Origin of the sequence: Streptomyces sp. NPDC049970, assembly GCF_040660235.1 — a bacterium.
Taxonomy (GTDB): Bacteria; Actinomycetota; Actinomycetes; order Streptomycetales; family Streptomycetaceae; genus Streptomyces.
Window position 1 is genome coordinate 364397 of sequence record NZ_JBFALP010000002.1, and the last position, 18339, is coordinate 382735.

Below are 18339 nucleotides of genomic sequence, written 5' to 3' on the forward strand. Positions count from 1 at the left end.
CGCGCTGCCCGGGTCCCGGTGAAGGGGACACCGCACCATGTCCGAAGTCAACAGCCCGGAGCGGGTCGGGGGCTGGACGCGCCTCGTCACCGCGCGGCCACGGCTCTCGCTGCTCGCCGCCCTGGTGATCACGGCGCTGGCCGTGTTCGCGGGCAGCGGGGTCGCCGATCGGATGGGCAGTGGCGGCTGGGAGGATCCCGACGCCGAATCGACCTACACGACCCAGGCGCTGGAGCGGGAGTTCCCCGACTCGCAGCCCAATCTGCTCCTGCTCCTGGACAGCGGTGACGCCTCCGTCGACGATCCCGCGGTGGTCGCGGAGGCAGAGCGACTCACGGAGCGACTGTCGGCGGAGCCGGGAATCTCGGGCGTCGGCTCGTACTGGCGGACGAAGTCCCCAGCCCTGCGCTCCGAGGACGGGCACGAAGCCCTCGTGGCCGCCCGCATCGAGGGCGACGAGAAGGCCGCAGGGGAGATCCTCGACCGGACGGCTCCCGCTCTCCGGGGCACGCACGGCCCGGTGGAGGTGTCCGTGGGTGGTCCCCTCGCCGTGCGGCACGAGATGCAGAGCATCATCCAGGAGGACCTTCTGCGGGCCGAACTCATCGCTCTGCCGGTCACGCTGGTGCTGCTGGTGATGGTCTTCGGCAGCGCGATCGCCGCACTGCTGCCGCTGGGCGTCGGCATCGTCGCCATCCTCGGCACCAACGCCGTACTGAGGGGCATCACCGAGTTCACCGACGTCTCCGTCTTCGCCCAGAACCTCACCACGGCACTGGGTCTCGGACTCGCCATCGACTACGCGCTGTTCATCGTCCGCCGGTTCCGCGAGGAACTGGCTGCCGGAGCGGACGCCGGAGCGGCGATCGGCACCACCCTGCGTACGGCGGGGCGCACGGTCCTCTTCTCCGCTCTGACCGTGGCGGTGTCGCTGGCGGCGATGATGGTCTTCCCCCAGTACTTCCTGCGTTCCTTCGCCTATGCCGGTATCGCCGTCGTGCTTCTGGCAGCCGCGGCCGCCCTCGTGCTGCTGCCCGCCGCCCTCCTGCTGCTCGGGCCCCGCGTCAACTCCCTGGACCTGCGCCGGCTTCTGCGCCGCCGTGGCAGGGGTCCGGGGGCCGCCGGGGCCGAGCGGCCGAGCAGGGGGTGGGCCCGGTTCTCGGTGCTCGTCATGCGCAGAGCACCCGTCTTCGCCGTCGTCACCACGGTCGGGCTCGTGCTCCTGGGGCTCCCCTTCCTCGGGGTGAGGTTCGGCACGGCGGACGACCGCCAGCTGCCCGCCACGGCCGAATCCCGAGTCGTCCAGGAGCACATACGCGAAGGCTTCCCCGGAAGCCCGGGCGGAGGGCTCGAAGTGCTCGCGGACGGCCCGGCGAGTCCCGGCGAGTACGACGGCTACCGGAAGCGGATCGCCTCGCTCCCCGGCGTGCAGCGCGTCGACGGCCCCGTGACGGGCGACGGAATGGCGTACTTCAACGTGCAACCCGCCGGCGAGCCGGTCGGGCAGGGTGCTCAGGACCTGGTGCGGGACCTCCGTGCCGAGCCCGCTCCATTCGACACCTCGGTGACCGGCACGGCGGCCGTCCTGGTCGACTCCAAGGACGCCATAGCCGACCGGCTGCCGTGGGCGGTCGGGATCATCGTCGGAGTGACACTGCTGCTGGTCTTCCTGCTGACCGGGAGCGTTCTGATCCCGCTCCAGGCGGTGGTGCTCAACGCGCTGAGCCTGACGGCGATGTTCGGAGCGGTGGTCTGGGTCTTCCAGGACGGACACCTGTCCGGGCTCCTCTCCTTCACCAGCACAGGTGACATAGAGACGACCCTGCCGGTGCTGATGTTCTGCGTGGCCTTCGGCCTCTCCATGGACTACGGCGTGTTCCTGCTCTCCCGGATCAAGGAGGAGTACGACCGCACCGGCGATCACGAGCACTCGGTGACCTTCGGACTGCGTCACACCGGCGGGCTGATCACTGCTGCCGCCGTCATTCTGGCCGTCGTGATGGTCGCCATCGGCACCTCCCGCGTGACCAACACCAAGATGCTCGGGCTGGGGATCGCGCTCGCGGTGCTGATGGACGCCATGGTGGTGCGCAGCCTGCTGGTGCCGGCCGTGATGAAGCTGACGGGCCGCTTCACCTGGTGGGCTCCCGCGCCGCTGCGCGCCTTCCACGGACGGTTCGGGCTGAGCGAGGGGGAGCCGGCCCCGCGGGGGGACCATGGTGCGGAGCGGATACCGGACGCCGGACAGGAGCGGGACAAGATCACGGTCGGGGCGTAGATTCACCGGACCGACGATCCGGCGGTCGTGCCGGGTCGGAGGAACCGGCCGGGGGAACGGGCCCCTCGGGGACGTGTCACGGCCGCAGACCACCGGATTCCACCGGATCGGGTCACGGGGACGGTAACGACCACGGACCACCGGAGCGGGCCGGCTGGGCGGACCATGGCCGCGGACCACCGGAACCGGTGGCCAGGGGAACGGATCACGGGAGGCGGAGCGCATGCGGGCAGTGGTGTTCGAGGAGTTCGGGCGGGAAGCCAGGGTCCGTGACCTTCCCGATCCGGTGCCCCCGGCCGGGGGCGTGGTGGTCCGGGTCGGTGCCACCGGGTTGTGCCGGAGTGACTGGCACGGCTGGATGGGCCACGACCCGGACATCGTCCTCCCGCACGTGCCAGGACACGAACTCGCGGGAGTGGTCGAGGAGGTGGGCCCCGGCGTGCACAACTGGCGCCGGGGCGACAGGGTCACCGTGCCTTTCGTCTGTGCCTGCGGTCGGTGCGCGGCGTGCGCGGCGGGTGCCCAGCAGGTCTGTGAGCGGCAGACCCAGCCCGGCTTCACCCACTGGGGATCCTTCGCCGATCACGTGGCGCTCGAGCAGGCCGACGTCAACCTGGTCGCCGTGCCCGAGGACATGTCCTTCGCCACCGCCGCCGGGCTGGGATGCCGGTTCGCCACGGCGTTCAGGGCGGTTGCCGGCCAGGGGCGGGTGGCTCCGGGGGAGTGGGTCGCCGTGCACGGCTGCGGTGGCGTCGGGCTGTCCGCCGTGATGATCGCGGTGGCGTGCGGAGCGCGGGTCGTCGCGGTCGACGTCTCGCCGCACGCGCTGGAGCTGGCGCGGGCGTTCGGCGCGGCCGAGTGCGTCGACGCCTCCGCGTACCCGGCCGGCGCGGACGCGGTCGTGCGTGAACTGACCGGCGGTGGGGCGCATCTGTCGCTCGACGCTCTCGGCTCCCCGCTCACCTGCGCCGCCTCGGTGCGGAGCCTGCGCCGACAGGGCCGTCACGTCCAGGTCGGGCTGCTGCCCACGGCGGCCGGTGACCCGGTCGTGCCGATGGCGCGGGTGATCGGGCTCGAGCTGGAGATCCTCGGCAGCCACGGCATGGCCGCGCACGACTACCCGCCGATGATGGACATGGTCCGGGCCGGCACCCTGCGCCCGGATCTCCTGGTGACCTCCACCATCACCCTCGACGCCGCCCCGGCGGCGCTGGCCGCGATGGGCGCGGCGCCCGGGGCGGGTGTGACGATCATCGAACCTGCGAAGGAGGCATGAGCGTTCGAGTCGGATGCGCTCGGTCTCAGCGGCCCCGGTTGCTCGGCCGGGCCGCGATCCAGGCGAGGACCGTGTCCACGTACCAGTAGGGCTTCCCGTTCCGCACATCGTCGGGAGGCGGAAGGAGCCCGTGCTTGCGGTACGAGCGGATCGTGTCCGGTTGGACCTGGATGTGTGCCGCAATGTCCTTGTACGACCAGAGTGTTCTGTCCGTCATGAATGACACCTCTCTGTACCTCGGCGCGCCTCTGTTCCGTGAACGAGAGGGTTCCGGGCTGGGCAGCGGGCGTCGCCGGCCCGTGACACAGGACCAGCAGAACGCGGACATACGTGACAGAGAAGTGACTGCTGGGCAGGGAGGGAGCCGACTGGCCCGACCGGCGAGAAGCCGAGGGGTCAGGAGGAGGGCCGGGCCGGGCCGCAGATGCGGAGGAACTCGCGGGTCCGGCGGGCGATGGGAAGCGGCTTGTCCGGCGGGCAGGGGTACATGTCCTGCTCGACGATGGCGAACAGGTCGGTGCCCAGGGCGCGCGCGGCGTCGAGCACCGGTTCCAGCGGGGGCACCCCGCCGGGCGGTTCGCACATCACCCCGCGTGCGACGGCCGGACCGAAGGGCACCTCGTTGGCCACCACATCGGCGAGTACGGCGGGATCGACCTGCTTGAGGTGCAGGTATCCGATCCGTTCGCCGTAGGTCTTGATGAGCTTCACGCTGTCGCCGCCGCAGTAGGCGTAGTGGCCGGTGTCCAGGCAGAGGGAGACCAGGTCCGGGTCCGTGGCGTCGAGGAAGCGGTTGACGTTGTCCTCGCTGTCGATGTGCGTGTCGGCGTGCGGGTGCACCACGATCCGCAGCCCGTAGCGGTCCCGCACCTCGTGTGCCAGGCGTTCGGTCTGGGTGGTGAGGTCGCGCCACTGCCCGGGGGTGAGGGTGCGGTCCTCCAGTACATCGCCCGTCTTGTCGTCCCGCCAGAACGACGGGATGACCACCAGGTACCCGGCGCCCATCGCCCGGGTGAGTGCCGCGATGCCCGCGACATGCTCCCAGGTCCGGTCCCAGACCTCGGGGCCGTGGTGCAATCCCGTGAAGACCGTGCCCGCCGAGACGGACAGCCCGCGGCGGGCGGTCTCGTCGGCGAGGCGGGCGGGATCGGTCGGCAGGTAGCCGTACGGGCCGAGCTCGATCCACTCGTAACCCGCTTCGGAGACCTCGTCGAGGAAACGCCCCCACGGCACTTGCTGCGGGTCGTCGGGGAACCACACTCCCCACGAATCGGGTGCCGAACCGATGCGGATGCGGGCCGGGGAGGGTGCGGAGGAGGTCATATCGCCCACCCTCCAGCCCTCGGAGAGGAGTGTCAAGAGTTCGTCCGAATGTCCGGACAAAGTGTTGACAGGGTTCCGGGTGAGGGCTAGACCTGGGAGCGGCCCGCCCGGCCGTGGCCGGGCCCCCGGGCCGAAGCGCCGCGCCGGAGCACCGGATCGGCTCACCGCGCACCGGCGTGCTGGATCGGGGTACCGGATCGGAGTACCGCGCCGGAGCCGGACCGAAGTACCCGGAGTCTGATCGAAGTACCGGGCCGGAGTGCCGGGTCGAAGCACCGGGCCGGCGCCCGGGACGAACTACCGCGCCGGAGCGCCGGGTCGAAGGGATGCGTATGCCTGAGCCGTACGACGTGATCACCATGGGGCGGATCGGGGTGGACATCTACCCGTTGCAGACCGGTGTGCCGCTGGCCGAGGTCGAGACCTTCGGGAAGTTCCTCGGCGGCTCGCCGACCAACGTCGCGGTGGCCGCCGCCCGGCTCGGGTGCCGCACCGCCGTGATCACCAGGACGGGCCGCGACGCGTTCGGCGACTACCTGCACCAGGCGCTGGGGGAGTTCGGGGTGGACGACCGGTGGGTGGGGGGCGTGGCGGAGTACCCGACCCCGGTCACGTTCTGCGAGATCTTCCCGCCGGACCACTTCCCGCTCTACTTCTACCGGCAGCCCAAGGCGCCCGACCTGGAGATCCGCGCCGACGAGCTGGACCTGGACGCGGTGCGGGCCGCACGGGTCTTCTGGATGACCGGCACCGGACTCTGCGCCGAGCCGAGCCGCACCGCCACGCTCGCCGCACTCAGGGCCCGTAGCGCGGCCGTTCCACCGCCGAAGCCCGGCTCCACCACCCGCACCACGGTGTTCGACCTCGACTGGCGCCCCATGTTCTGGGACGGCGGGGACCGCGACTCCGCCGCGCCCGCCCACTACCGCGAGGCGCTCGCCCACGCCACGGTGGCGGTCGGCAACCTCGACGAGTGCGAGATCGCCACGGGTGAGCGCGATCCCGGTGCGGCCGCCCGCGCGCTGCTCGCCGCGGGACCGGAACTCGCCGTGGTCAAAATGGGACCGGCGGGTGTCCTGGCCGTCCACCGCGACGGCACCACCGCCGAGATCCCGCCTCTCCCCGTCGACGTGGTGAACGGCCTGGGGGCCGGGGACGCGTTCGGCGGGGCCCTCTGCCGCGGGCTCCTCTCCGGCTGGGACACGGAACGCGTGATGCGGTACGCGAACGCGGCGGGGGCCATCGTCGCCTCGCGCCTGGCCTGTTCGTCCGCGATGCCGTTCCCGGCCGAGGTCGAACTGGCCCTCGCCGAGGGCGCCGTCCGCGCACCGGACCCGACGAGGGCAGGACCGGCCGCAGCCGCAGCGGCCCCGGGAGACGCCCCGTGACCTCACCCCCGCCCCACGACTCGCCCGAGCCGACGCCGCCCCCACCTCCGACCCCGCCCCCACTTCCTGCGCCGTCCCCACCCCCGTCCTCCGCGCTCCCTCCCGCGAACTCGGCCCCGCCCGCCCCGAACCCGCCCCCGTCGTCCGCCTCGTCCCCCGCCGCCGCCGCCGACGTCTCGGATCTGGTCCGGTTGCGCGCACACCGCCCCGAGGCCGTCGAGGAAGCCGCCGCCGCCCGGCGTAGGCGCCCGCTGCTCGGCCCCGGTGGCCGCCTGATGATCATCGCCGCGGACCACCCGGCCCGAGGCGCCCTCGGCGCCGGTGACGACGACCTGGCCATGGCCGACCGCTTCGGCCTGCTCGAACGCCTCTGCCTCGCCCTCTCCCGCCCCGGCGTCGACGGAGTGCTCGCGAGCGCCGACGTCCTGGAGGACCTGTTGCTCCTCGGCGCGCTGGAGGACAAGGTCGTCATCGGCTCCATGAACCGCGGTGGGCTCGCGGGAGCCGCCTTCGAGCTCGACGACCGCTTCACCGGCCACCGCCCGGTCGATCTCTCCCGCCAGGGCTTCGACGCGGGCAAGCTGCTGCTGCGCATCGACCACGGCGACCCCGGCTCCCTGGACACGCTGCACACCGCAGCCCGCACCGTGAACGCCATGGCCGCCCACCGGCTGCCCCTCTTCATCGAGCCGTTCCTCTGCCGGCGTACGCCCGAAGGGATCCGCACCGATCTCGGTGCCGCCGCCGTCGCGACGTCCATCGCCGTCGCCTCGGGGCTGGGCGGCACCTCCGCGTACACCTGGCTCAAGGTCCCCGTGACCGAGAACCCCGACGACATGGAGCGGGTGATGAGATCCTCGACCCTCCCGGCCGTCCTGCTCGGCGGCGAGGTCGCGGGGGACCCTGACGCGGCGTACGAGCGCTGGCGCGGCGCACTGCGCCAGCCGACCGTCCGGGGGCTCGTCGTCGGGCGTTCGCTGCTCTACCCCGCCGACGGCGATGTGGCGGGTGCGGTCGACACGGCCGTGGGACTTCTGTGAACGAGACCTGACGGTGGGTAGGGATGGAGCCATGACGACGCCCAGCGAGCAGCAGAGGTACCACCTCAGGGCCGGCCACGCCGCGAGCGGACCCTACGCCCTCGACATCGACCCGGAGCGTGCGGGTTGGGACCGGTCGAGTCTGCGTGTGCTGGAGCTCGAGCCGGGTGGTGTTCATACGCTGGTAACCGGGGAGAGCGAATGGATCGTTCTGCCGTTGTCCGGTGGCTGTACGGTGCAGGCGGCAGGTGAGATCTTTGAACTGCTGGGCAGGGAAGACGTGTTCAGCGCGGTGACCGACTTCGCCTATGTCCCACGCGACGCACGCGCCCAGATCGCCTCCGGCGCAGGAGGCCGCTTCGCCCTGGCAGGAGCGAAGTGCGAGCGACGACTCCCCGCTCGCTACGGCCCCGCGCCGGAGGTACCGGTAGAGCTGCGCGGCGCGGGCACCTGCTCGCGCCAGGTCAACAACTTCGCCGCCGCCGACACCTTCGACTGCGACCGCCTCATCGCCGTCGAGGTACTCACCCCCGGCGGCAACTGGTCGTCGTACCCGCCGCACAAGCACGACGAGCACCATCCGGGTGCCGAGTGCGAGCTCGAGGAGATCTACTACTTCGAGGTCGAGGGCGACGGTCTCGGCTACCACCGGGTGTCGCCCTCCCACGCGGGCGGGACCGACGTGCTCGCCGAGGTCTCCACCGGCGACGCCGTCCTCATCCCCGACGGCTGGCACGGCCCGTCCATCGCCCCGCCCGGCCGCACCATGTACTACCTCAACGTCATGGCGGGCCCGGGTGAACAGCGCGAATGGCTGATCCGGGACCACCCCGACCACCGCTGGATCCGGGACACCTGGCCGGGCCGGCCCGTCGACCCACGACTCCCCCTCCACGGTCCGGAGGCCGTCAGGTGACCACACCACGCCGCGCGTCCGACACGGCAGCGCCCACCCGCAGGCTCACCACCGCGCAGGCCCTGATCGCCTTCCTCGCCCAGCAGTACACCGAGCGCGACGGCCGACGCCGGCGTCTGGTCGACGCCACCTGGGGCATCTTCGGCCACGGCAACGTCGCGGGCATCGGCCAGGCCCTCGTCGAGTCCGGCCCCGCGATGCCCTACCTCCAGGGCCGCAGCGAACAGGCCATGGTGCACGCCGCCGTCGGATACGCCCGCCAGTCCGGCCGGCTCTCCGCACACGCCGTGACCACCTCCATCGGTCCCGGCGCCACCAACCTCGTCACGGGCGCGGCCCTCGCCACCGTCAACCACATCCCGGTGCTGCTCCTGCCCGGCGACACCTTCGCGGCCCGCCCCGCCGACCCCGTGCTCCAGCAGCTCGAAGTGCCGCACACCGGCGACGTGTCGGTCAACGACTGCCTGCGCCCCGTCTCCCGCTACTTCGACCGGATCACCCGCCCCGAGGCGCTGATCCCCGCCGCGCTCCAGGCCGTGCGCACCCTCGCCGACCCGGCGGACACGGGCGCCGTCACGCTCGCGCTGCCGCAGGACGTGCAGGCGGAGGCGTACGACTGGCCGGCGGAGTTCTTCGCGACGCGCGTCTGGCACGTGCGCAGGCCCGCCCCCGACCGTCACGAACTCGACCAGGCCGTCCGCGCGGTGCGCGCCGCCCGACGCCCGCTCGTCGTCGCGGGTGGCGGAGTCCACCACAGCGCCGCCGAGGAAGCCCTCGCGGCCTTCGCGACCGCCACCCGCATCCCCGTCGCCTCCACCCAGGCCGGCAAGGGCTCCCTGCGCCACGACCACCCCGCCGACGTGGGCGGAATCGGCCACACCGGCACCGCCACGGCCGACGCACTCGCCCGTGAGGCGGACCTGGTCATCGGGATCGGCACCCGCTACACCGACTTCACGACCGCCTCCGGCACCCTGTTCGCCGACCCGGCCGTCCGTTTCCTCAACCTGAACATCACGGGGTTCGACGCTCACAAGCTCGCCGCCCTGCCCCTCGTCGCGGACGCCCGCACCTCCCTCGAAGCGCTCGGTGAAGCCCTCGGCACAAGCGGGCACCGCGTCGATCAGGCGTACGAGAGCGAGTACACCGACGCCAAGGAGCAGTGGGAGCGGCGCGTCGACAGCGCGTACGCCGCCGCCGACCCGGACGCCCGCCCCACCCAGGCCCAGGTCCTCGGGCTGCTCGACGAACTGGTCACCGGGGACGACATCCTGATCAACGCGGCCGGCTCGCTCCCCGGTGACCTCCACAAGCTGTGGAGGACCCGCTCCCCGCGCCAGTACCACGTCGAATACGGCTACTCCTGCATGGGATACGAGATCCCCGCCGCCATCGGAGTGCAGCTCGCGGCACCGGACCGGCCCGTCTGGGCGCTCGTCGGCGACGGCACGTACCTGATGAACCCCACCGAGATCGTCACCGCCGTGCAGGAGGACCTCCCCGTCAAGCTCGTCATCCTGCAGAACCACGGTTACGCGTCCATCGGCGGCCTCTCCGAGTCCGTCGGCGCCGAACGCCTCGGCACGGCCTACCGGCACCGCGCCCCCGACGGCGCGTTCACCGGAACCCCGCTGCCCGTCGACCTCGCGGCCAACGCCGCCTCGCTCGGCATGAGGGTGCTGAGAGCCGGCTCGGTGGGGGAGCTGCGCCGGGCCCTCGCCGAGGCGCGCGCGGCGGACCGTCCCACTTGTGTCTACGTCGAGACCGAAACGGCAGACACTGTGTCGGGCCCTCCTCCGGCCCAGGCGTGGTGGGATGTTCCCGTAGCCGCAACCGCGACCCGCCCGCCGGCGGTCGAGGCCAGGAAAGAGTACGACCGGCAGATCGCAGCCCGACGCCGCCACCTGTGAAGGAGACTCCGTCATGAAGACCGTCAACCACTGGATCGGTGGCAGGACCTTCGAGCGGGCTGCGGGCACGTCGGGCAACTACGGTCAGGTCACCGACCCGGCGACCGGCGCCGTCACGACCCGGGTCGCGCTCGCCTCCACCGAGGAGGTCGACGCCGCGGTCTCGGCCGCGAAGAGCGCCTACGAGAGCTGGGGCACCTCCTCGCTCGCCGCCCGCACCGCGGTCCTCTTCCGCTACCGCGCGCTGCTCGACGCCCACCGCGACCAGATCGCCGCGCTGATCACCGCCGAACACGGCAAGGTGCACTCCGACGCGCTCGGCGAGGTCGCCCGCGGCTTGGAGATCGTCGAACTGGCCTGCGGCATCACCACCCAGCTCAAGGGCGAGCTGTCGACCCAGGTTTCCAGCCGGGTCGACGTCGCCTCGATCCGGCAGTCGATCGGCGTCGTCGCGGGCATCACGCCGTTCAACTTCCCGGCCATGGTGCCGATGTGGATGTTCCCGCTGGCCATCGCCTGCGGCAACACCTTCGTCCTGAAGCCCAGCGAGAAGGACCCGTCGGCCGCCAACCTGCTGGCCGAGCTGGCCACCGAGGCCGGCCTGCCCGACGGTGTGCTGAACGTCCTGCACGGTGACAAGGTCGCCGTGGACGGGCTCCTCGCCCACCCCGACGTGGCCGCCGTCTCCTTCGTCGGCTCCACCCCCATCGCCCGATACATCCACGCCACCGCCTCCGCGAACGGCAAGCGTGTCCAGGCGCTCGGCGGAGCCAAGAACCACATGCTGGTCCTCCCCGACGCCGACCTGGACGCCGCGGCCGACGCCGCCGTCTCGGCCGCGTACGGCTCCGCCGGTGAGCGCTGCATGGCCATCTCGGCGGTCGTCGCGGTGAGTTCCGTCGCGGACGAGCTGGTGACCAAGATCCGCGAGCGCGCCGAGAAGATCAAGATCGGCCCCGGTACCGACCCGACGTCCGAGATGGGCCCGCTGATCACCGCCGCCCACCGGGACAAGGTCGCCTCCTACGTCACCGGGGCGGCGGCCCAGGGCGCCGACGTCGTCCTGGACGGCACCGGCCACACCGTCGAGGGCTTCGAGGACGGCCACTGGATCGGCCTGTCCCTCCTGGACAACGTCTCCACCGACTCCGACGCCTACCGCGACGAGATCTTCGGCCCGGTCCTGTGCGTCCTGCGCGTCGACACGTACGAGGAGGGCGTGGCCCTGATGAACGCCTCGCCGTTCGGCAACGGCACCGCGATCTTCACCCGCGACGGCGGTGCTGCCCGCCGCTTCCAGCTGGAGATCGAGGCCGGCATGGTCGGCGTCAACGTGCCGATCCCGGTGCCGGTCGGCTACCACTCCTTCGGTGGCTGGAAGGACTCCCTCTTCGGCGACCACCACATCTACGGCAACGACGGGGTGCACTTCTACACGCGCGGCAAGGTCGTCACCACCCGCTGGCCCGACCCGGCCGACGCCCCGTCCGGCGTGGACCTCGGTTTCCCCCGCAACCACTGACCGCCTCCCCTGCCGCCGGCCCCCGCCCCCATCCGGGCGGGGGCCGGCGGCGGACCGGCGGACGCGACCGATAACCGGTGGCCCGGGGCACAACACCCGCCCCATCCTGACCACATGACCGCACCACAGGCGAGCGCACCGCACACGACCGCACCGCGCGAGACCGCACCCGTCACCCCACCGCGCCAGGAGATCCGCGCCCGGCACACCGCCACGACCGTCACCGTCTACCAGGCGTACCCGCCGGCCATCGGCCTCCCGGCCGCCCGCGACGGACGCTTCCCCGCGGCCTGGAAGCGCGACCGCATGACCTGGATCAAGCCGAGCTTCCTCTGGATGATGTACCGCTGCGGCTGGGGGACGAAGGAGGGCCAGGAGACCGTCCTGGCCGTCGAGATCACCCGCGACGGGTTCGCCTGGGCACTGGCGAATGCCGAACTGTCCCACTACGTGCCGGGAGCGCACCCCGACCAGGCGGCCTGGCGGCGCAGCCTGAGCCGCAGCCCGGCCCGTGTCCAATGGGACCCCGAACGTGACATCCGCCTCGCCCCGCTGCCCTACCGCTCGCTCCAGCTCGGACTCGGCGGCGAGGCGGCACGGCGCTACGCGGACGAGTGGCTGGTCTCCGTACGCGACGTCACGCCGCTCGCGCACGACGTCCGCGCCCTGGTCAGGGAGGGACGTCACGACGAGGCCACCGCGCTGCTGCCCCTGGAGACGCCCTACGGTGACGGCGGCTCCCCACCCGCCCCCGGAGCTCCGTGACGGTCGTCGTACCGCATCCGGAGTACGGCGGGCCGTGGTGTACCTCTCAGGGATGCCGGTCAGCTCCGCCCGGGGGCTCCTCGGCCGGCGGGGCGCTCCGTCTAGGGTCGAGTCATGGAGAAACCGACTTCCCGGTGGCGGCACCGGCTGCCCCGTACCCCAGGCCGGTGGGCCGCGGTCGTCGCCGCCCTCGCCGTGATCGTGGGCGCCGGCACCTGGACGGCCGTCGCCGGCGACAGTGCGCCTACCGTGCACCGGCAGGACCGGATGATGAAGATGAACGGGGTGTCGGTCGACACGTCGTACTTCACGTCCGGGGGCTCCCAACGCCGTCCGGCCGTCCTCATCGGCCACGGCTTCGGCGGCAGCAAGGACGATGTGCGCGCCCAGGCGGAGAAGCTGGCCGCGGACGGTTACGCGGTCATGACCTGGTCGGCCCGGGGCTTCGGGAGGACCAGCGGCGAGATCACGCTCAACGCGCCCGACGGCGAGGTCAAGGACGTCTCCGGTCTCATCGACTGGCTGGCGGACCGCCCCGAGGTGGAGCTCGACGCGAAGGGCGACCCGCGGGTCGGTGTCACCGGCGCCTCGTACGCCGGAGCGGTGTCGCTGCTGGCCGCCGGGTACGACGAGCGGGTCGACGCCGTCGCACCCGTGATCAGCTATTGGAACCTCGCCGACGCGCTCTTCCCGGACGGCGTCTTCAAGAAGCTCTGGGCGGGCATCTTCGTCACCTCCGGCGGCGGCTGCCAGAAGTTCCAGAAGCAGCTGTGCGACATGTACGAGCGGGTCGCCGTCAGCGGCAAGCCCGATGCGGCCGCCCGCGCACTGCTGACGGAACGTTCCCCCGTCGCCGTGGCCGACCGTATCGACGTACCCGCCCTGATCATCCAGGGGCAGAGCGACTCGCTCTTCCCGCTGGGCCAGTCCGACGCCATGGCCAAGGCAATCAAGGCCAACGGCGCTCCGGTGTCCGTCGACTGGATCGCGGGCGGACACGACGGCGGTGACGACGAGGGCGATCGCCTCCACAGCCGGGTCGGCGCCTGGTTCGACCGGTATCTGAAGGAGGACAAGGGCGCCGACACCGGCCCCGGATTCCGGGTGACCCGGACCGGCGGAGTCGACTCCACCGACGGTGCCGCGCTCAAGCGCGGTGCGAGCAGCGCGACGTATCCCGGGCTGACCAGCGGCGGACGCGAGATCCCGCTGTCCGGCGCGGGACAGCAGCCCGCCATGGGCGGTGCCACGCAGGGCGCCCGGCAAGGCACCCCGTCCACGGGCGGCCGGAAGGCGGCCGCGGACGGAGCGACACAGACGTTCCGCAACCCCGCCGGGGCCGGCCCGCCGTCCATCTCCGCCGTCCCCGGCGTCGGCGGCGGGCTCTCCCAGCTGTCCACCCTGGGCGTCGGGCTCTCCGTCGACTTCCCAGGGCAGTACGCCCGCTACGACTCCGCCCCGCTGGGCAGCGCCGTACGCGTCACCGGCTCACCCACCGTCCGGGTGGACGTGAAGGCGGACCACGGCGACGCGGTGCTGTTCGGCAAGGTGTACGACGTCTCACCGGACGGCAAGCAGCAGGTGCTGCCCTCCCAGCTCGTCGCCCCCTACCGCATCACACCCGACGAACAGGGCAGGCCGGTCGAGCTCACCCTGCCCGCCGTCGACCACGAGGTGGACGCCGGGCACCGGCTGCGCCTCGTGCTCTCCGCGACCGACCTCGGCTACGCCTCACCCGCCGAGCCCGCGACGTACACCGTCTCCCTCGAAGGGGGTCTGACCGTCCCCACCGCACCCGCGGTGAAGACCGCCGCCGCCACCCTGCCCTGGTGGACCTGGGGGCTCCCGGCGGCCGCCGTGGCCATCGCCGCGGCGCTCCTGCTCACCGCGCGCCGGCGTACCGCGACCCCCGCCCCCGATCCGGAGCTGACCGGCGTACCGCTGCAGATCACCGGCCTGTCCAAGAAGTACGCCAGGTCCAGTGACGCGTACGCCGTGCGGGATCTCGGCTTCCGGGTCGAGAAGGGGCAGGTCCTCGGCCTCCTCGGGCCGAACGGCGCGGGAAAGACCACCACCCTGCGCATGCTGATGGGGCTCATCACCCCCGACGCCGGAGAGATCCGGGTCTTCGGGCAGGCCATCCGCCCCGGAGCGCCCGTGCTGTCCCGAGTCGGCTCCTTCGTCGAGGGCGCCGGGTTCCTGCCCCACCTGTCGGGCCGCTCCAACCTGGAGCTGTACTGGGCGGCGACCGGGCGGCCCGCCGAGGACGCGCACATCGACGGGGCCCTGGAGATCGCCGGACTCGGCGACGCCCTGGCCCGTGCCGTTCGCACGTACTCCCAGGGCATGCGGCAGCGGCTCGCCATCGCCCAGGCCATGCTCGGCATGCCGGACCTCCTCATCCTCGACGAACCGACCAACGGACTGGACCCGCCCCAGATCCGTGAGATGCGTGACGTGATGATCCGGTACGCGGCCGGGGGCCGGACCGTGATCGTCTCCAGCCACCTGCTCTCCGAGGTCGAGCAGTCCTGCACCCACCTCGTGGTCATGGACCGCGGCCGTCTCGTCCAGGCCGGTCCGGTCGCCGAGATCACCGGATCCGGCGACATGCTGCTCGTCACCACCGGGTCCGAGGTCGCCGAGCCGCTCGTGGACAAGGTGGCGGCCCTGCCCGGCATCGGCTCCGCCGCGCGCCTGGACGACGGCCGCGGTCTGCTGGTCCGGCTCGACGGCGCCACCGCCGCCCAACTGGTCGCCGACCTGGTGCGCCTCGACGTACCGGTGACGGGTGTCGGACCGCACCGCCGCCTGGAGGACGCCTTCCTCACCCTCATCTCCCAAGGATCCGCATGAGCTCCGCAACAGAGATCCGGGCCCTCGCAGAAGCCCCCGGCTACCGCGCCCGTCGCACCCTGCCGCTGCGCGTGGAGGCGATGCGGCAGCTGCGCAGGCGCCGCACCCTGCTCATGGGCGGGGTGCTGGCCGCCCTGCCGTTCATCCTGATCGCCGCCTTCGCGATCGGGGGCACCCCGGGTGGTGAAGGCGGCGGGGGAGGGGGCGGTTCGCGCATCAACCTCATGGACGTGGCCACGGAGTCCGCGGCGAACTTCGCGGCCACCTGCCTCTTCGTCTCCGCGGGCTTCCTGCTGGTGGTGCCGGTGGCCCTCTTCTGCGGGGACACCGTGGCCTCGGAGGCGAGCTGGTCCTCCCTGCGCTACCTGCTCGCGGCGCCGGTGCCACGCGCCAGGCTGCTGTGGAGCAAGCTCGTCGTCGCGCTCGGTTTCAGCCTGGCCGCGATGGTGCTGCTGCCGCTCGTCGCCCTGGGCGCGGGAGCGGCGGCGTACGGCTGGGGGCCGCTCAAGCTGCCCACCGGGGGCGCGCTCGGCACCGCGGACACCGTGCCGCGGCTCGCACTCGTCGTCGCCTTCATCTTCGTCTCCCAACTCGTCACCGCGGGGCTGGCGTTCTGGCTGTCGACCAGGACGGACGCGCCGCTGGGCGCGGTGGGAGGCGCGGTCGGGCTGACGATCGTCGGCAACGTCCTCGACGCCGTCACCGCGCTCGGTTCCTGGCGTGAGTTCCTGCCCGCGCACTGGCAGTTCGCCTGGGCGGACGCGCTCCAGCCCGATCTCGAATGGGGCGGGATGGTGAAGGGCGCGGCCGTGTCGGTGACCTATGCCCTGATCCTGTTCGCCCTCGCCTTCCGAGGGTTCAGCCGCAAGGACATCGTGTCCTGACGCCGATGTTCCGCCGCGTCGACGCCCGTCGTTGCGCCATCGAGACGGTTCCGCAACGCTTCCGACGACTCCGCCGGGCCGTCCCGCACGTCACATCCACAGATGTCGACTACGTGGGGGGTCCGGATGGGACACAGGACGAGGACGTACCGGGGAGCGCTGGCCCTGCTCCTGGGCGGAGTTCTGATCGCCGGGTGCGGCGCTTCGGATTCGGACGGCGCCAAGTCGTCGGCCGACAGCAGCGCCCGAGGCGGGGGACCGGCCGGGGGCAAGCAGCCTCCGGCCGGCGGATCCGCCGCGCCGCAGCAGCGGGAGGCCCCCGACGGGGCGCCGAAGGACAGCGGCGAGCGGGAGGGCGTGGCGCCCGACTACCTCTCGACCTTCGCGCTCGACGTGGACACCGCCAGCTACGGATACGCCCGCCGCACTCTCGGTGACGGGCGGCTTCCCGTGGCGGACACGGTGCGCCCGGAGGAGTTCGTCAACAGCTTCCGGCAGGGCTACGAACCCCCGGAGGGCAACGGTTTCTCGGTCTCCGTCGACGGTGCCCGGCCCGGAGCCGGGGCGTCCGACTGGTCGCTCGTACGCGTCGGGCTGGCCACCAGGCCGGCCGCCGCCACCGGTGAACGCCCGCCCGCCGCACTGACCTTCGTCGTCGACATCTCCGGGTCGATGGCGGAGCCCGGCCGTCTGGACCTGGCGAAGACCTCGCTGGGCATCCTCGCCGACGAGCTGCGCGACGACGACTCCGTCTCGCTGGTCACCTTCAGCGACGAGGCCGAGACCAGGCTGCCGATGACCCGCCTCCAGGGCAACCGCACCAAGGTCCGGGACGCCATCGAGAAGATGGAACCCGCCGACTCCACCAATGTCGCGGCCGGCGTCGAGCGTGGCTACGACGAGGCGGTCGAAGGCCACCGCAAGGGCGCCAACAACCGGGTCGTACTGCTCTCGGACGCGCTCGCCAACACCGGTGAGACCGACGCGGACGCGATCCTGGAGCGGATCGGCGACGCGCGCGAGGAGTACGGCATCACGCTGTTCGGAGTCGGCGTGGGCAGTGACTACGGCGACGAGCTGATGGAACGCCTCACCGACAAGGGCGACGGCAACACGACCTACATCGCGGACGAGGCCCAGGCCCGGAAGGTGTTCGTCGACCAGTTGCCCGCACACGTCGAACTGCGCGCCCGGGACGCCAAGGCCCAGGTCGCGTTCGACCGCAGGACCGTCAAGCAGTTCCGTCTCATCGGCTACGAGAACCGCAAGGTCGCCGACGAGGACTTCCGTGACGACAGCGTCGACGGTGGCGAGGTCGGCCCCGGCCACACCGTGACCGCGCTCTACGCCGTGCGACTCCGCGAGGGCGCCTCCGGCCGCGTGGCGTCGGCGACGGTGCGCTGGCTGGACCCCGGCACGCGCAAGGCGCACGAGGAGACCGGTTCGGTGGAGACCGGCGCGATCGACGGGAAGCTCTGGGGCGGCAGCGGTGCACGGCTCCAGGTGGCCGCGGTGGCCGCCTACTTCGCGGACACGCTGCGCGGCGGCGACCTGCCGGGAACACCCGCGCTCGGCGAACTCGCCGACCGGGCGGGGAAGCTGGCCGCGTCGACCGAGGACAGCTCGGTGGAGAAGCTCGCCACGGCGATCGAGCAGGCCGACCGGATCAGGAACGGCGGTGGCGACGAACCGCCGGGTGACGAGGGCGAGGGCGAGGTCGGCTGACAGCCCGCCGACCCCGCCTCCCCACCGGAGGGGGAGTCGGCGGTTCCACCCGGGGTACCGGGGTCCGCCCGCAGTCTCCCGAGTGCCGTTCGCCCCGGCCGCCCACGACGGCCGGGGCGAACACCCGCTAAGCCAGGTGGAACACCTCGGTCAGCGGGACCATCGCCTCGTCCGCGGCCTCCGGCTGCTCGAAGAATCCGGCCATGTCCCGCTGCCACCGTGCGTTGACCTCCGTCGCCGCCATCGCCTCGCGGGCGGCGCCGAAGTCCTCCGTCTCCAGGTATCCGACCAGCAGGCCGTCCTCGCGCAGGAACAGCGAGTAGTTGTGCCAGCCGGACTCCGACAGGGCCGCCAGCATGTCCGGCCATACGGTGGCGTGACGCTCGCGGTACTCGTCCTTGCGGTCCTCGCGGACCTTCAGCAGAAAACAGACGCGCTGCATGGAGCCGGCTCCTC

At 72.3% G+C, this 18339-nt stretch carries 14 protein-coding genes; 11 read left to right on the forward strand and 3 right to left on the reverse strand.

The window, feature by feature from the left end:
• Positions 1-37 precede the first annotated feature (37 nt).
• Entirely contained in the window at positions 38-2278 is a 2241-nt protein-coding gene (locus tag AB0I83_RS04930) for an MMPL family transporter (RefSeq protein WP_363303627.1), read from the forward strand.
• A gap of 223 nt (positions 2279-2501) precedes the next feature.
• Positions 2502-3554: a zinc-dependent alcohol dehydrogenase family protein gene (locus AB0I83_RS04935; protein WP_363303628.1), complete on the forward strand. Its 1053-nt coding sequence runs from the start codon at positions 2502-2504 to the stop codon at positions 3552-3554.
• A 25-nt stretch (positions 3555-3579) separates the two neighbouring features.
• Here AB0I83_RS04935 and AB0I83_RS04940 read toward each other — a convergent pair whose 3' ends face one another.
• Both AB0I83_RS04940 and AB0I83_RS04945 read right to left on the reverse strand, forming a co-directional pair.
• Complete coding sequence (locus AB0I83_RS04940; RefSeq protein WP_356533796.1) at positions 3580-3771, reverse strand: MerR family transcriptional regulator; 192 nt, start codon at positions 3769-3771, stop codon at positions 3580-3582.
• A gap of 179 nt (positions 3772-3950) precedes the next feature.
• The gene (locus AB0I83_RS04945) at positions 3951-4877 is read right to left on the reverse strand and encodes a sugar phosphate isomerase/epimerase (protein ID WP_356533795.1); all 927 of its coding nucleotides are present in this window, start codon (positions 4875-4877) and stop codon (positions 3951-3953) included.
• A gap of 332 nt (positions 4878-5209) precedes the next feature.
• Between AB0I83_RS04945 and iolC the strand changes: the two genes are divergently transcribed.
• The 9 genes from iolC (at position 5210) to AB0I83_RS04990 (ending at position 17883) form a co-directional block, all read left to right on the forward strand.
• Complete coding sequence (gene iolC / locus AB0I83_RS04950) at positions 5210-6265, forward strand: 5-dehydro-2-deoxygluconokinase (protein ID WP_363303629.1); 1056 nt, start codon at positions 5210-5212, stop codon at positions 6263-6265.
• 182 nt (positions 6266-6447) lie between these two features.
• The gene (locus AB0I83_RS04955; RefSeq protein ID WP_363303801.1) at positions 6448-7305 is read left to right on the forward strand and encodes a deoxyribose-phosphate aldolase; all 858 of its coding nucleotides are present in this window, start codon (positions 6448-6450) and stop codon (positions 7303-7305) included.
• Between the two features lie 31 nt (positions 7306-7336).
• The gene (gene iolB / locus AB0I83_RS04960; protein WP_363303630.1) at positions 7337-8221 is read left to right on the forward strand and encodes a 5-deoxy-glucuronate isomerase; all 885 of its coding nucleotides are present in this window, start codon (positions 7337-7339) and stop codon (positions 8219-8221) included.
• Positions 8218-10131 carry a 3D-(3,5/4)-trihydroxycyclohexane-1,2-dione acylhydrolase (decyclizing) gene (gene iolD, locus AB0I83_RS04965; protein WP_363303631.1) on the forward strand — a complete coding sequence of 638 codons (1914 nt, stop codon included), beginning with the start codon at positions 8218-8220 and terminating at the stop codon, positions 10129-10131. The genes iolB and iolD overlap by 4 nt, the downstream gene beginning before the upstream one ends.
• Before the next feature lie 13 nt (positions 10132-10144).
• Entirely contained in the window at positions 10145-11653 is a 1509-nt protein-coding gene (locus tag AB0I83_RS04970; RefSeq protein ID WP_356533790.1) for a CoA-acylating methylmalonate-semialdehyde dehydrogenase, read from the forward strand.
• 114 nt (positions 11654-11767) lie between these two features.
• Positions 11768-12418 carry a DUF4291 domain-containing protein gene (locus AB0I83_RS04975; RefSeq protein WP_363303632.1) on the forward strand — a complete coding sequence of 217 codons (651 nt, stop codon included), beginning with the start codon at positions 11768-11770 and terminating at the stop codon, positions 12416-12418.
• A gap of 114 nt (positions 12419-12532) precedes the next feature.
• Positions 12533-15274, forward strand: coding sequence for an alpha/beta fold hydrolase (locus AB0I83_RS04980; RefSeq protein ID WP_363303633.1), 2742 nt, complete (start codon positions 12533-12535; stop codon positions 15272-15274).
• Positions 15271-16158: an ABC transporter permease gene (locus AB0I83_RS04985; RefSeq protein WP_356537858.1), complete on the forward strand. Its 888-nt coding sequence runs from the start codon at positions 15271-15273 to the stop codon at positions 16156-16158. Before AB0I83_RS04980 ends, AB0I83_RS04985 begins: the two co-directional genes overlap by 4 nt.
• 126 nt (positions 16159-16284) lie before the next feature.
• The gene (locus tag AB0I83_RS04990; protein WP_363303634.1) at positions 16285-17883 is read left to right on the forward strand and encodes a von Willebrand factor type A domain-containing protein; all 1599 of its coding nucleotides are present in this window, start codon (positions 16285-16287) and stop codon (positions 17881-17883) included.
• Between the two features lie 127 nt (positions 17884-18010).
• Here the strand turns inward: AB0I83_RS04990 and AB0I83_RS04995 are convergent, their stop codons facing one another.
• The gene (locus AB0I83_RS04995; protein WP_363303635.1) at positions 18011-18325 is read right to left on the reverse strand and encodes an L-rhamnose mutarotase; all 315 of its coding nucleotides are present in this window, start codon (positions 18323-18325) and stop codon (positions 18011-18013) included.
• Positions 18326-18339: the final 14 nt, after the last annotated feature.

Coding starts and splice junctions, on each gene's coding strand:
- iolC (WP_363303629.1), top strand. CDS start 5,210: ATGCCTGAGCCGTACGACGTGATCACCATGGGGCGGATCGGGGTGGAC.
- AB0I83_RS04940 (WP_356533796.1), bottom strand. CDS start 3,771: ATGACGGACAGAACACTCTGGTCGTACAAGGACATTGCGGCACACATC.
- AB0I83_RS04970 (WP_356533790.1), top strand. CDS start 10,145: ATGAAGACCGTCAACCACTGGATCGGTGGCAGGACCTTCGAGCGGGCT.
- AB0I83_RS04935 (WP_363303628.1), top strand. CDS start 2,502: ATGCGGGCAGTGGTGTTCGAGGAGTTCGGGCGGGAAGCCAGGGTCCGT.
- AB0I83_RS04930 (WP_363303627.1), top strand. CDS start 38: ATGTCCGAAGTCAACAGCCCGGAGCGGGTCGGGGGCTGGACGCGCCTC.
- AB0I83_RS04990 (WP_363303634.1), top strand. CDS start 16,285: ATGGGACACAGGACGAGGACGTACCGGGGAGCGCTGGCCCTGCTCCTG.
- AB0I83_RS04945 (WP_356533795.1), bottom strand. CDS start 4,877: ATGACCTCCTCCGCACCCTCCCCGGCCCGCATCCGCATCGGTTCGGCA.
- AB0I83_RS04985 (WP_356537858.1), top strand. CDS start 15,271: ATGAGCTCCGCAACAGAGATCCGGGCCCTCGCAGAAGCCCCCGGCTAC.
- AB0I83_RS04975 (WP_363303632.1), top strand. CDS start 11,768: ATGACCGCACCACAGGCGAGCGCACCGCACACGACCGCACCGCGCGAG.
- iolB (WP_363303630.1), top strand. CDS start 7,337: ATGACGACGCCCAGCGAGCAGCAGAGGTACCACCTCAGGGCCGGCCAC.
- AB0I83_RS04980 (WP_363303633.1), top strand. CDS start 12,533: ATGGAGAAACCGACTTCCCGGTGGCGGCACCGGCTGCCCCGTACCCCA.
- AB0I83_RS04995 (WP_363303635.1), bottom strand. CDS start 18,325: ATGCAGCGCGTCTGTTTTCTGCTGAAGGTCCGCGAGGACCGCAAGGAC.